The organism is Arthrobacter sp. UYCu512, assembly GCF_040547075.1.
GTDB lineage: Bacteria > Actinomycetota > Actinomycetes > Actinomycetales > Micrococcaceae > Arthrobacter.
Genome location: NZ_JBEPPA010000003.1, coordinates 19,538 through 32,431, shown reverse-complemented (window position 1 = coordinate 32,431; position 12,894 = coordinate 19,538). Strand labels below are relative to the sequence as shown.

Below are 12,894 nucleotides of genomic sequence, written 5' to 3'. Positions count from 1 at the left end.
TGTGACCGGCGGGCTCGACATAAAGAGGGAGCAAGGCGATACAGATGGTAAAGCAGCCCGTATCCGTTAACGGCGTTGTCCGCTGGAAGGATGTGGGCCTCGCCGATCAGGCTAAGAGCGAACAGAAGGAGCGCAAAATGGTTGTACTTCGTCACGAAATCGGTGATGTTCTGCGCGACGTCCGCCAACGCCAAGGCCGTACCCTCCGCGAAGTCTCGCACAGTGCCCGAGTGTCCCTGGGCTACCTGAGTGAGGTGGAACGGGGCCAGAAGGAAGCCTCCTCGGAGCTGCTCTCCTCGATCTGCTCGGCCCTGGATGTTCCGCTCTCCGGTATGCTCCGCGAAGTCAGTGACCGTGTTGCCGTCGCCGAAGGCGTTGCGGTTCCGGACACCGTCCCGCAGGAGTTCGCCCAGCGCTACGGCCGTGACCTGGACCGTGAGCTAAACTCCGAGCTCAACGATGAGTTGGCCAAGGGCCTCCTCTCCGGGGCACGCTAGCCCCGACTGGAACCACTCGACAAAGGACCCCGGCGGTGTGCCGGGGTCCTTTGTGTGTCCGGTGGGGTGGAACGAGGCAGCTACTGCGGTTCGTCGCGGGGAAAACCGTCACGCTCGTAGGTCGCGTTGAGCTTTGCAATGTAGCGTGAAAGGGTCTGCAGTTCTTCCGGCGGCCACTCGCCAAGCCGTTCGCGGAACACTTCGCGCCGCGCGTCCTGCACCTCATGCATCCTTTCCTCACCCACCGGCGTCAGCCGGATCATCTGGGCGCGGCCGTCGAGCGGATCGGCTTCCTTGGAGACCAGGCCGAGGCGTTCGAGGAAGGCGACCTGCCGGCTCACAGAGGGCTTTCCGACACCGAGGCTGGAGGCAAGTTCGGTCAGCCGCATGGAACCCTGGCGGCGGATGACAATCAGCAGTCCGTAGGCCGCCGGCTCCATGTCGGGGTGGACCTGGCGCGAGAGGTGGTGCGAGATGGACCGCGCGCGGCGCCAGAGCAGGCTCAACTGGTGCTCGACGTCGGTCAGCGCCGCGTCGGTGGAGTTATCAGTGACGCCGGGGAACCCAGGGCCTGCGGCGGGAATGCTCATGGCCACCATTCTAGAGTCCCCGGGGCACCGTGAGAGACTCTAGGGGTGCGAATCAGTGACTTTTGGCGCCTCATGGACGACGAATTCGGGGCCGGGTACTCCCGTGTCCTTGGCAGCTCCCTCGTCTTGGCCGGTGTCGGCGGCCGGACCGCCGACCAGGCCCTGGGCGCCGGCGTTGCCCCCCGGCAGGTATGGCTGGCGCTGTGCGACGTCCAGGATGTGCCGCCCGAGCGGCGGCTGGGCCGGGACGTCAAACCCCGCTGACGCAGACCCCGTGCGGCCGAACGAAGGGTCCGGCCCTGCGGCCACGCCGTGGCGGCGAACGACTGACACGCCGCGCCGATTGTTCGAATATCTGTTCGGGTAGGGCTATGCTTTTTTTAGAGCTTTTTCCACATATGCGGGGCAGGCAGACAACTCTGTCGGTGGGTGCCGGTAGTTTCAGTATCGACCGCAAACTGATCGTGACCGCAGATCAGGAACAGTACACAGGGCCCGAAACGGCCACTCCACAGCGAGAAAGTATTAGAGGTGTGAACCATGGCCGCAGCCCCGGATCGCCAGAAGGCGCTCGACGCAGCGCTTGCCCAGATTGACAAGCAGTTCGGCAAGGGCTCGGTAATGCGCCTGGGCGACGAAGTCCGTGCGCCGATCGAGGTCATTCCCACCGGCTCCATCGCCTTGGACGTTGCGCTGGGAATTGGCGGCCTGCCGCGGGGCCGCGTTGTGGAAATCTACGGTCCGGAATCCTCCGGTAAGACCACCGTGGCACTGCACGCTGTCGCCAATGCCCAGCGCCTGGGCGGCATCGCCGCATTCATCGACGCCGAACACGCACTGGATCCCGAATATGCCGCCAAGCTAGGCGTCGACACCGATGCGCTGCTGGTCTCCCAGCCGGACACCGGCGAGCAGGCCCTGGAAATCATGGACATGCTGATCGGCTCCGGCTCCCTGGACGTTATCGTTATCGACTCCGTCGCGGCGCTTGTTCCCCGCGCGGAAATCGAAGGCGACATGGGCGACAGCCACGTGGGTCTGCAGGCCCGACTGATGAGCCAGGCCCTCCGAAAAATTACCGGCCGTCTAAGCCAGACCAAGACCACGGCAATTTTTATCAACCAGCTGCGCGAAAAGATCGGCGTCTTCTTCGGGTCCCCGGAAACCACCACCGGTGGCAAGGCGCTGAAGTTCTACGCGTCCATCCGCATCGACGTTCGCCGGATCCAGACCCTGAAGGAGGGCGCGGACTCCGTCGGTAACCGCACCAAGGCCAAAATCGTTAAGAACAAAATGGCACCGCCCTTCAAGATCGCCGAGTTCGACATCATTTACGGCCAGGGGATCTCCCGCGAGGGCGGCATCATCGACATGGGTGTTGAACACGGGCTGATCAAGAAGTCCGGGTCCTGGTTCACGTACGACGGTGACCAGCTGGGCCAGGGAATGGAAAACTCCCGGCGTTTCCTGCGCGATAACCCCGAGCTGGCCACCGAGCTGGAACGGCTTATCAAGGAGAAGCTGGGCGTCGGAGTGAAGGCCCCCGCCGAGACCGAAGCATCCCCAAAGCTGAAGGCCGTTGACGGCTTCTAACCGCCGGCCGCGCCAGGGGGCAGGGTTCCCCGCCCGGAGCCCTGCCCCCGCCAACGAGAGGGATGCCGGGGTTAGCGCGGACCCGGCGGCCCTTGCCCGTGCAATTGTGCTCCGGCAGCTGACCAGCGCGCCCAAGACCCGGCTGCAGCTTGCCCGCAAGCTCGCGGAACGGGACGTACCCGACGACGTTGCCAACGCCGTGCTCGACCGTTTCGAAGAAGTGAAGCTCATCGACGACGCGGATTTCGCAGACATGTGGGTGCGGTCCCGTTCGCAGAGCCGCAAACTCGCCAAAGGGGCACTCCGGCGCGAACTCACCGAGAAGGGCATCGACTCGGACACCGCCGCCGCTGCCCTCGAACAGCTCAGCGACGCGGCCGAGGAAGATGCGGGCCGCGAACTGGTACGACGGAAACTCCGCGGCCTGACCGGCTTCGCGGACCGCGCAGAGCGCGACAAAACCACCCGCAGGCTGGCGTCCATGCTCGCCCGCAAGGGCTACCAACCTTCCCTGGCGTTCCGGATCGTCGGCGAAGTGCTGGATGCGGCCGTTGCAGGGTCCGGGCCGGAATCCTGGGAAACCCCGGCACGGCGCCGACCCGGTACCCTTAACAGGTGAGTTTGACCATTCCCTCCCCAGCAGCCGGCAACACCCCTTCCACGGACGCCTCGTCGGCACCCGGCGACGGGCCGGTGCCTGTGCCGCCCCGCACCTACCAGGTGCGCACTTACGGCTGCCAGATGAATGTGCACGACTCCGAGCGGATGTCCGGAATGCTCGAAGCGGCAGGCTATGTTCCGGCCGCCGGCGACCTCGCCGATGTTGTGGTCTTCAACACCTGTGCCGTGCGGGAAAACGCCGACAACAAGCTTTACGGCAATCTCGGCATGCTGGCGCCGGTCAAAGCCGCCAACCCGGGAATGCAGATCGCCGTCGGGGGATGCCTGGCGCAGAAGGACCGGGACACCATCCTGAAAAAGGCTCCGTGGGTGGACGCCGTCTTCGGAACACACAATGTCGGCGCCCTGCCGGCGCTGCTGGAACGGGCCCGCCACAACAACGAAGCACAGCTGGAAATCCTCGAGTCGCTCGACGTTTTCCCTTCCACACTGCCCACCAAACGCGACTCGGTGTATTCCGGCTGGGTATCGATCTCCGTTGGGTGCAATAACACCTGCACCTTCTGCATCGTCCCGGCCCTGCGCGGCAAAGAAAAGGACCGCCGCCCGGGAGACATTCTGGCCGAGATTCAGGCGCTCGTGGCCGACGGGGCGATCGAAGTAACCCTATTGGGCCAAAACGTGAATTCCTACGGCGTGGAGTTCGGTGACCGGCAGGCGTTTTCCAAACTGCTGCGCGCCTGCGGTGATATCCCGGGCCTGGAACGGGTGCGCTTCACGAGCCCGCACCCCGCCGCTTTTTCAGACGACGTCATCGACGCCATGGCCGAGACCCCGAACGTGATGCCGCAACTGCACATGCCACTGCAGTCCGGCTCGGACAAGGTCCTCAAGGAGATGAAGCGGTCGTACCGGTCCACCAAGTTCCTCGGCATCCTGGACAAGGTCCGAGCAAAGATTCCGCACGCCGCCATCTCCACTGACATTATCGTCGGATTCCCCGGCGAAACCGAGGAGGACTTCCAGGCCACCCTGGACGTTGTGGAGAAGTCCCGCTTCGCCACAGCCTTTACCTTCCAGTACTCCAAGCGGCCGGGAACGCCCGCCGCGGAGCTGCCGGACCAGCTCCCCAAAGCCGTTGTGCAGGAGCGTTTCGAACGCCTTACCGCACTGCAGGACAGGATTGCGGCCGAGGAGAACGCCCGCCAGCTCGGCCGGCGCGTCGAGGTGATGGTCACCGCCCATGCCGGGCGTAAGTCCGAGGAAACCCATCGGCTCTCCGGCCGGGCACAGGACCAGCGGCTGGTCCACTTCTCCGTGCCTGACGGCGCCGAGACGCCGCGCCCCGGTGACCTCGTTACGGTGACCATCACCGGGGCAGCGGCGTTCCACCTCGTCGCCGACCCGGCGACCGTGGCGGACTTCAGTCTTCGCCGTTCCCGCGCCGGCGACGCCTGGGACAGGTCGCAGGCGGATTCCTGCGGCGCCCCCGCCCCGGCATCGTCAGCCGGAACGAAGGGTGTGTCCTTGGGCATGCCGGCACTGCCCGTGCGCAGCAGCTAGCCCGTGAAAGCCTCGCAGGACGCCCCGGCCGGCCTGGAACCTGTCGCGGGAACCGGCGCCACGCCGGGAATGCCGGTGATCGCCGTCGTCGGGCCGACCGGCTCCGGCAAGTCCGATCTTGCCGTCTCGCTGGCGCTGGAACTCGACGGCGAAGTCATCAATGCCGACTCGATGCAGTTCTATCGAGGCATGGACATTGGCACCGCGAAAATCACCGAGGCCGAACGCAGGGGAGTGCCGCACCACCTTCTGGACATCCTGGACGTGACCGAGGAAGCCAGCGTCTCCGACTTCCAGCAGCACGCCCGAGGGCTCATTGCCGCCATCCATGCCCGCGGCAAACGCGCCATCCTGGCAGGGGGATCCGGTCTCTACGTCCGCGCAGCCCTTGACGTGCTGGAATTCCCCGGCACCGATCCGGTCATCCGGAGCAGGCTGGAGACCGAACTGGAAAACGACGGACCGGCGCTTTTGCGTGCGCGGCTCGAAGGCGTGGACCCGGTTTCCGCGGGCCGGCTCGGCGACGCGCGCCGGATTGTCCGCGCCCTGGAGGTGTTCGAGCTGACCGGGCGGCCTTTCAGCTCCTTTATGCCCAGCCGCGAGTACTTCCAGCCGGCCGTCCAGATCGGGCTCGAGGTGGACCGTGAACGGCTCCGGGAACGGCTCGCCCGCCGGGTACACACCATGGCTGACCGCGGGCTGCTGAACGAGGTCAGCAGGCTGGATGCGGCCGGACTCCGGCGGGGCAGAACAGCACCCCGGGCCCTCGGCTATGCGCAATTCCTCAAGGTCCTCGACGGCGAATCCGACCCAGCCCAGGCAGTGGCGGAAACCATCGTCGCGACCCGGCAGTTTGCCCGGCGCCAACTCACCTGGTTCCGCGCCGACCCCCGAATAGGCTGGCTCGACTGGCAGGACCCGGAACTGTTGGCCAAGGCCGCCGCGCTTTGCGGCGGAGCCGAGTGACCGGATCGTGGTGCCACGGCCGTTTTCCAGCGGCACGCCCCGCGACGGTACCCTTGGTGCATGGATGAAGACTTGGCCGTGGCCGCTGACCGTAAACCCTCCGGGGACAGTGCAGCCCTGGGCGGGCTGAAGTTTTCCAAAGGCCACGGGACGGGCAACGACTTTGTTCTGCTCGCAGACCCCCACGGCACCCTGGCGGTCACCCCGGAGCAGGTTGTCGCACTGTGTGACCGTCATCTGGGAATCGGCGGGGACGGACTGATTCGCGCCGTCCCGTCCCGGCTGCTCGCCGAGGGCCGCGAACTGTTGACGCAAAACCCCCAGGCCGAGTGGTTTATGGACTACCGCAACGGCGACGGCTCACTGTCGGAGATGTGCGGCAACGGTGTCCGCGTCTTTGTCCACTTCCTGGTCAGTGAAGGCCTGATTGAGCTTCCGGCCGGCGAAGCAACGACCATCGGCACCCGGGGCGGCGCCAAGACAGTCGTTCGCACCGCGTCCGGCTACGCGGTGGACATGGGCCCCTGGGAATTCATTTTCCCGGGTGAGGCCACCGCCCGGTCCATGGATTCGCTGGTCAGCGCCGCAGGGTTGGAAGTGGCACGGCCGGCGCTCTCCGTCAGCATGGGCAACCCGCATACCGTTGTGGCGTTGGCAGAAGCCGCTGAACTGGATGGCACGCAGCTCTTTACCGCACCCCACGTTGACCCTGCACCGCCGCACGGCACCAACGTCGAATTCGTGGTTCCCGCCGAGCCGCTGGTCCACGAGGGCGTCGGTACCATCACGATGCGCGTATATGAGCGCGGAGTCGGGGAAACCCAGTCGTGCGGCACCGGCGCCTGCGCCGCGGCCGTCGCGATCCGCCACTGGGCCGGCCAGGGCGCCCCGGACGCCTGGAACGTCCACGTCCCCGGTGGTGTGGTCGGCGTGAAGTTCTTCCTCGGCGCGGAGGGGCACGAGCATGTCGAACTCAGCGGCCCCGCCGTGATCGTCGCTAGTGGGACGCTTTCCTGACCCGAAGGATTCGAAACGACTTCGACGTGCTCTCCCGGGTCACGGTGAAGCCGCTGTCCAGCTCCGCTGCGAGCCAGCGCTGAAGGGAATCGGCACCGAGGTTCTTTTGCACTACCAGCCAAGCTGAGCCGCCCGGAACCAACCGCGGCAGCCACCGGAGCAGGAGTGCGTGCAGCTCGTCCTTGCCGATCCGGATCGGCGGGTTGGACCAGATGGTGTCAAAGCGAAGCTCAGGGTCGACGGCGTCGGGCGTGCTGGCCGTGACATTCTTCAGTCCCAGCAGCGCCGCGTTTTCGTTGCTCAGGGTCACACAGCGTTCGTTGACGTCGACGGCGTAGACGTGTGAGTGGGGTGCCCGCAGGGCCATAGTCAGCGCGATCGCGCCCCAGCCGCAACCGATGTCCAGCAATGTCCCCTGCGGCGCCGGCGCCGGGGCCTCGGCCAGCAGCACGGCAGTGCCTTTGTCGACACCGTCCGGGCTGAAGATGCCCGAGGACGTCTGCAATTGCCGGGTTGCCCCGGCCAGTTCCACTGTGAGTGGCTTGCGGGTGAACGGCCCGGCCGGCTGGGCGGTGAAATAGTGTACAGACTCCATAACCTGCCAGATTAGTTGCCTGCCTGCGCGGATGGGAAACCGGCAGGAGCCAGGTGCGCCGCCGGGCGGAGGCCAGTGCGTCCGGTCCGGGGGAACTTCGCCGTCTGCTAGGCTTAAAAGCATGTTCTTGAACTTCAAGTAGCCGGCGCGGGTTAAAAGGCGCGGGTTAGAGGCCCGGGTTAAAGGCTCGGATTAAATGGCCCGGGTTAAATCCCGTCCCCGCAGCGACGCAGGTAGTCACCTTCCGCTCAGCGCGCCACCCACGATGCTCCCGACATGGACCCACCGCTGGCGCCCGTCCCACTTGGAGATTGGCAGTGCTTATTGCGGCGCGGCCTGCGAAGCTTCTCGTCCTTCTCAAGGCGCCAACCGTGCCTGTTCCCTTTCCCGCCGCTCCGATGAGGAGCCCTTTATGCCCGAAGCGCCGTTGCCTCAGGCAACCCAGGAGTCCCGTTTGACCAATAGTCGTCAGCCCAGCGCGAATACCGCCCCACGCAGCACCGATCGGCACTATTCTGAAACTGCCAAACCTCTAAAGGAGACCATGACCAGTCAGCCCAACACCGGACCCGATTCAGCAGCCCAGGACATGAGTCCTGCGGAAATCCAGGCTGTCATCGACCGGATCCTCGCCAAGGACAACCCTGCCCGGGAGCCAGCCCAGACTGCCGGTGCGCCCGCCTCGGTGCTCGGCAAGGCGCAGGCCATTTCCCGGCGGGGCGAAGAGCACAGCAGCTACGACGGCGACCAACAGGACCTCGAGGAACGGCACGCACTGCGCCGGACCGCCGGGCTTTCCACCGAGCTTGAAGACGTCACCGAAGTCGAATACCGCCAACTTCGACTTGAGCGCGTCGTCCTGGCCGGGCTCTGGACCGAAGGGACCCTCGCGGATGCCGAGAATTCGCTCCGCGAACTCGCCGCACTGGCCGAGACCGCGGGTTCGGAGGTCCTCGACGGGATCGTCCAGCGCCGCCCCAAACCCGATCCCGGTACCTTTCTCGGCTCCGGTAAGGCCCAGGAGCTCAAGGACATTGTGATGTCCACCGGCGCGGATACCGTCGTCGTCGACGCCGAACTGGCACCCTCGCAGCGCCGCAGCCTGGAGGACATCGTCAAGGTCAAGGTCATCGACCGGACGGCCCTGATCCTGGACATCTTTGCCCAGCATGCCAAGAGCCGCGAGGGTAAAGCCCAGGTGGAACTCGCGCAGCTCGAATACCTGCTTCCACGGCTGCGCGGCTGGGGCGACTCGATGTCACGCCAGGCCGGTGGCCAGGTAGGCGGCGCCGGCGCCGGCATGGGTTCGCGTGGTCCCGGTGAAACCAAGATTGAACTGGACCGCCGCCGGATCCGCACCCGGATGGCCAAGCTGCGCCGTGAAATCGCAGCAATGAAGCCGGCGCGGGAAACCAAACGGGCCAACCGCCGTCGCAATTCCGTGCCGTCGGTAGCGATCGCCGGGTACACCAATGCCGGCAAGTCCTCGTTGCTGAACCGCCTGACCGACGCCGGAGTCCTGGTGGAGAACGCCCTGTTCGCCACGCTGGATCCGACGGTGCGCAAAGCCGAAACCTCGGACGGCCTGGGCTACACGCTGGCAGATACCGTCGGCTTCGTCCGTTCGCTGCCCACCCAGCTCGTGGAGGCATTCCGCTCCACCCTGGAGGAAGTCGCGGACGCGGATCTGATCCTGCATATCGTGGATGTCTCGCACCCGGATCCGGAAGGCCAGATCGCGGCCGTCCGGGCCGTCTTCAGCGAAGTCGATGCCCGCAAGGTGCCGGAAATCATCGTCCTGAACAAGGCCGACGCCGCCGACCCCTTTGTGATCGAACGGCTTAAGCAGCGCGAACCTCGCCACATTGTGGTGTCGGCACGCACCGGGGAGGGTATCCCGGAACTTCTCAAAGCCATCAGCGAAGGCATCCCGCGGCCCAGCGTGAAGCTGGAACTCATGATTCCCTACAACCGCGGGGACCTGCTCAGCAAGCTGCACGAGACCGACGCCGAAATCCTTAGCCTGGACCACGAGGAAGCAGGCACCCGTGCCGTGGTGATGGTGCGTGAAGGCTTCGCCGCTGAACTGGATTCGTTCATCAGCAATGACTGAGGCAGCGGTGACCGGGGCGGAAGCCGACACGGACCACCCGGCGGGAACCGCCCGGGCAGCGGAGGACGCGGCCACGGCGGTCCCGGCGGCGGTGGACCCTGCCGGGACTGAACCGGACGCAAAGCCGCCGGCTCGAACAGGTGCCCGGGCCGGTGCGGAATTCGTCGTCGAACTGCTCGACCGCGCCGTGGCGGGAATGGGCGGCCAGAGCCGGGACGGCCAGCACGAGATGGCCCGGCAGGTGGCGCACGCGATTGACAGCGGCGACCACCTGCTGGTCCAGGCCGGCACGGGCACCGGCAAATCCCTCGCGTACCTGATCCCGCTGATCGCCCACTCGCTGGTCAGCGACAAGCCCACACTGGTCTCCACCGCCACCCTCGCCCTGCAGACCCAGATCGTTGGCAGGGACCTGCCCCGGCTGCTGAAGACCATCACCCCGGCGCTGGACCGGCCGGTCAAAATTGCCCTCGTCAAGGGACGGTCCAACTACGTGTGCCGGCATAAGCTCGACGGCGGCTTCCCTTCGGAAGAGCCGTCCGAAGGCCAGCTCTTCTCGCTCGGGGAGGATACCTCCGTGCCGCATTTTGCCGCCGCGATGGGCGGCCCGTCCTCCCAGCTCGGCAAGGAGGTCGTCCGGCTCCGCGACTGGGCCGAGGACACCTCGACGGGAGACCGGGATGAGCTTTTGCCAGGGGTCACCGACCGTGCGTGGCGGCAGGTCTCAGTTACCTCGATGGAGTGCCTTGGCGCGCAAAAATGCCCGCTGGCGGCAGAGTGCTTCAGCGAACTCGCCCGCCAGAACGCCGCGGACGCCGACGTTGTTGTCACCAACCACGCCATGCTGGCGGTCAGCGCCTTCGAGGGCCTCGCAGTGCTGCCGGAATACGATGTTGTGGTGGTCGATGAGGCCCATGAACTCCAGGACCGCGTGACCGGCGCGGTCTCCGGCCAGCTCTCCGTCGCGATGGTGCACGCCGCCGCGTCCGGGGCCCGGAAGCACACCGGCATTACGGTGGACGCGCTGAACAACGCCGCCGCCAACCTGGAACTTGCCATTGAGGGCGTCCCCGGCGGGCTGATGCCGAACGGGTTAAACAGTGAACAGCTGGACTGTGTCGACCAGTTGCGGGACGCGTGCCGCGCGGCCCTCTCGGATTCCAAGGGGGACAGCGCCAACACGGCCGACGGCGGCCGCCAGCTGGCGCGCTCGCGCCTGATGGTGATCCTGGAGCTATGCGAACGGCTGCTGGCGGCGCGGGAAAACCGTGAAGTGGTCTGGTTTTCCCGCAACAGCACCTTTGACCCGCAGCAGGGCTACTCCCAGCCCGACGAGTCCGCGCCCGCCCTGGTCAACATCGCTCCGCTCAGTGTCGCCGGCCGGCTCCGTGAGGGCCTCTTCGCGGACCACACTGTAATTCTGACCTCCGCGACCCTGGCGATCGGCTCCGCGTTCGAACCCGCCGCCGGCGGCTTGGGCCTGGTCGGCCCCGGGGCCCCCAGCTGGACCGGCGTCGACGTCGGTTCACCCTTCGAATACCCCAAACAAGGCATTCTCTACGTCGCCAAGCACCTGCCCAAGCCCGGCCGCGGCACGTCCCCGGAAGCCCTCGACGAACTCGAGAAGCTCATCCGCGCCTCCGGCGGCGGGGCGCTGTGCCTGTTTTCGTCCCGCCGCGCCGCCGAGGACGCAGCCGAGGCGATGCGGCCGCGGCTGGACGTCAGCATCCTATGCCAGGGCGACTCGACCATGACCGCGCTTGTAAAACAGTTCGCCGATGAACCGGACACCTGCCTCTTTGGCACCATGTCCCTGTGGCAGGGCGTTGACGTGCCCGGCGCCTCCTGCCGCCTCGTGGTGATCGACCGGATTCCGTTTCCGCGTCCCGATGACCCGCTGATGACTGCCCGGTCCCGCGCCGTGGCACAGGCCGGAGGCAACGGCTTTATGAGCGTTTCCGCGACCCACGCCGCCATCCGCCTGGCCCAGGGCGCAGGCCGGCTGATCCGGACCACCACGGACAGGGGAGTGGTGGCTGTGCTGGATTCACGGCTGTCCACCGAACGCTATGGCGGATTCCTCCGGGCGGCGTTGCCGCCATTTTGGCCCACCAACGATCCCGTGGTCGCCATGGCTGCCCTGGAACGGCTTGGGAAGGAATCCGGGCAGCCCAACTAGCGGCCGCTGACGGGACGGTTTGCAGTGTTTTGGTGCTCCCACCCGGTTCCTTGAACCGGGCCAGGGCTGCAGCACCGGGCCCTCGGCATTCCCTCCGCCGGCTCTCCATCAGGGGCCAGGGAAACTCAGGGGGCAGCGAACCTAAGGGGCAGGGAACATAAGGGGGCGGGGAACCGGGCCGAACGTGCCGGGGGTCATAAGGCCGCGGCCGGGCTACCGGCGCGCCGGGTCGTGGCCGGATCAAGCCGGCACCAACGCGGGCTACAGCGAGCGCAGTACCGAGACGACTTTGCCCATAATGACGGCGTGGTCGCCGAGTATGGGCTCGTACTGCGTGTTCTGCGGCAGCAGCCAGGTGTGGCCGTCGCGCTGCCGGAAGGTCTTAACGGTGGCCTCGTCGTCCAGCAGCGCGGCCACGATATCTCCGTTGACGGCGTCGCCCTGCTGGCGCACCACCACCCAGTCGCCGTCGCAGATGGCTGCATCGATCATGGAATCCCCGGCGACCTTGAGCATAAACAGCTCGCCGTGGCCCACCAGCTGGCGGGGCAACGGCATCACGTCCTCAACGACCTGATCGGCCAGGATCGGACCGCCGGCCGCGATCCGGCCCACCAGCGGCACCATGGCGGTGTCGGTGGCACTGCTCAACTCGGACACGGACAGCCCGCCCACGGTCCGCAGCCCGCCGGCCTTGGCGGCTGGGATCTTTGTGCTTCCCTCATCGAGGGTCAGCGGCATCAGCACTTCCATGGCACGCGGGCGCTTCGGGTCGCGCCGCAGGTAACCCAGCTTTTCCAGTTGTGCGAGCTGGTGGGTGACGCTGGAGAGGCTGGCCAGTCCTACCGTGTCGCCGATCTCGCGCATGGACGGCGGGTAGCCGTTGTCCGTCACGGAGCGCTGGATAGTTTCCAGAATCTTCTTTTGCCGAACGGTAAGGCTCTTCGGTGGCCGGGCAGCCTGCGGGCCCCGCTGGGTGGCCCTGCCGCCAGTGGCTTGTGCTGCCATGTTCGCCAACGCCTTTCCGTTCCGCCCGGCTGCCGTGGCTGCGGCCGCCGGGAACTTCCGGCCTGAAATGTCAGACCCTGCTGATCAACTGCAGAAGTGGTTGTTCTTTGAGTCAAACCTAGGCCAGCCACACCGCTTTTTCAAACATTTGT

General features: G+C 66.2%; 12 protein-coding genes. 9 read left to right on the top strand and 3 right to left on the bottom strand.

The annotated features are described in order from the left end of the window. Nucleotides 1-44 precede the first annotated feature (44 nt). The gene (locus ABIB49_RS04125; RefSeq protein WP_226774371.1) at nucleotides 45-497 is read left to right on the top strand and encodes a helix-turn-helix domain-containing protein; all 453 of its coding nucleotides are present in this window, start codon (nucleotides 45-47) and stop codon (nucleotides 495-497) included. Nucleotides 498-577: 80 nt separating this feature from the next. Here ABIB49_RS04125 and ABIB49_RS04120 read toward each other — a convergent pair whose 3' ends face one another. Then, entirely contained in the window at nucleotides 578-1,087 is a 510-nt protein-coding gene (locus ABIB49_RS04120; RefSeq protein WP_226774370.1) for a MarR family winged helix-turn-helix transcriptional regulator, read from the bottom strand. Nucleotides 1,088-1,132: 45 nt separating this feature from the next. Between ABIB49_RS04120 and ABIB49_RS04115 the strand changes: the two genes are divergently transcribed. The 6 genes from ABIB49_RS04115 to dapF all read left to right on the top strand — a co-directional run bounded on the left by ABIB49_RS04115 (nucleotide 1,133) and on the right by dapF (nucleotide 6,847). Next, entirely contained in the window at nucleotides 1,133-1,351 is a 219-nt protein-coding gene (locus ABIB49_RS04115; protein WP_226774369.1) for a DUF3046 domain-containing protein, read from the top strand. Nucleotides 1,352-1,627: 276 nt separating this feature from the next. After that, nucleotides 1,628-2,680: a recombinase RecA gene (gene recA, locus ABIB49_RS04110; protein WP_226774368.1), complete on the top strand. Its 1,053-nt coding sequence runs from the start codon at nucleotides 1,628-1,630 to the stop codon at nucleotides 2,678-2,680. A gap of 103 nt (nucleotides 2,681-2,783) precedes the next feature. After that, nucleotides 2,784-3,299, top strand: coding sequence for a regulatory protein RecX (locus tag ABIB49_RS04105; RefSeq protein ID WP_226774386.1), 516 nt, complete (start codon nucleotides 2,784-2,786; stop codon nucleotides 3,297-3,299). Then, entirely contained in the window at nucleotides 3,296-4,864 is a 1,569-nt protein-coding gene (gene miaB / locus ABIB49_RS04100) for a tRNA (N6-isopentenyl adenosine(37)-C2)-methylthiotransferase MiaB (protein ID WP_282359386.1), read from the top strand. Before ABIB49_RS04105 ends, miaB begins: the two co-directional genes overlap by 4 nt. Before the next feature lie 69 nt (nucleotides 4,865-4,933). Then, nucleotides 4,934-5,830, top strand: a complete 897-nt coding sequence (gene miaA, locus ABIB49_RS04095; protein WP_282359427.1) for a tRNA (adenosine(37)-N6)-dimethylallyltransferase MiaA — start codon at nucleotides 4,934-4,936, stop codon at nucleotides 5,828-5,830. A gap of 60 nt (nucleotides 5,831-5,890) precedes the next feature. Continuing rightward, on the top strand, nucleotides 5,891-6,847 hold the full coding sequence (gene dapF, locus ABIB49_RS04090; protein WP_226774366.1) for a diaminopimelate epimerase: 957 nt from the start codon (nucleotides 5,891-5,893) through the stop codon (nucleotides 6,845-6,847). Here the strand turns inward: dapF and ABIB49_RS04085 are convergent. Continuing rightward, entirely contained in the window at nucleotides 6,828-7,442 is a 615-nt protein-coding gene (locus ABIB49_RS04085; RefSeq protein ID WP_226774365.1) for a class I SAM-dependent methyltransferase, read from the bottom strand. The two genes, dapF and ABIB49_RS04085, sit on opposite strands and share 20 nt — an antisense overlap. Before the next feature lie 544 nt (nucleotides 7,443-7,986). Here ABIB49_RS04085 and hflX point away from each other — a divergent pair. Both hflX and ABIB49_RS04075 read left to right on the top strand, forming a co-directional pair. Continuing rightward, nucleotides 7,987-9,555 (top strand): GTPase HflX, encoded by a 1,569-nt coding sequence (gene hflX / locus ABIB49_RS04080; protein WP_354156731.1) that lies wholly within the window; start codon nucleotides 7,987-7,989, stop codon nucleotides 9,553-9,555. Further along, entirely contained in the window at nucleotides 9,548-11,734 is a 2,187-nt protein-coding gene (locus ABIB49_RS04075; RefSeq protein ID WP_226774363.1) for an ATP-dependent DNA helicase, read from the top strand. The genes hflX and ABIB49_RS04075 overlap by 8 nt, the downstream gene beginning before the upstream one ends. Nucleotides 11,735-11,995: 261 nt before the next feature. On the opposite strand, the gene lexA is transcribed toward ABIB49_RS04075, so the two are convergent. Beyond that, a complete protein-coding gene (lexA, locus tag ABIB49_RS04070) occupies nucleotides 11,996-12,742 on the bottom strand; it encodes a transcriptional repressor LexA (RefSeq protein ID WP_226773806.1) in 747 nt (248 codons plus the stop codon). Nucleotides 12,743-12,894: the final 152 nt, after the last annotated feature.

What these genes read in the sequence shown, in the direction of transcription:
- ABIB49_RS04075 (WP_226774363.1), top strand. Translation starts at nt 9,548, where the DNA reads ATGACTGAGGCAGCGGTGACCGGGGCGGAAGCCGACACGGACCACCCG.
- ABIB49_RS04125 (WP_226774371.1), top strand. Translation starts at nt 45, where the DNA reads ATGGTAAAGCAGCCCGTATCCGTTAACGGCGTTGTCCGCTGGAAGGAT.
- ABIB49_RS04120 (WP_226774370.1), bottom strand. Translation starts at nt 1,087, where the DNA reads ATGAGCATTCCCGCCGCAGGCCCTGGGTTCCCCGGCGTCACTGATAAC.
- ABIB49_RS04085 (WP_226774365.1), bottom strand. Translation starts at nt 7,442, where the DNA reads ATGGAGTCTGTACACTATTTCACCGCCCAGCCGGCCGGGCCGTTCACC.
- dapF (WP_226774366.1), top strand. Translation starts at nt 5,891, where the DNA reads ATGGATGAAGACTTGGCCGTGGCCGCTGACCGTAAACCCTCCGGGGAC.
- recA (WP_226774368.1), top strand. Translation starts at nt 1,628, where the DNA reads ATGGCCGCAGCCCCGGATCGCCAGAAGGCGCTCGACGCAGCGCTTGCC.
- lexA (WP_226773806.1), bottom strand. Translation starts at nt 12,742, where the DNA reads ATGGCAGCACAAGCCACTGGCGGCAGGGCCACCCAGCGGGGCCCGCAG.
- hflX (WP_354156731.1), top strand. Translation starts at nt 7,987, where the DNA reads ATGACCAGTCAGCCCAACACCGGACCCGATTCAGCAGCCCAGGACATG.
- miaA (WP_282359427.1), top strand. Translation starts at nt 4,934, where the DNA reads ATGCCGGTGATCGCCGTCGTCGGGCCGACCGGCTCCGGCAAGTCCGAT.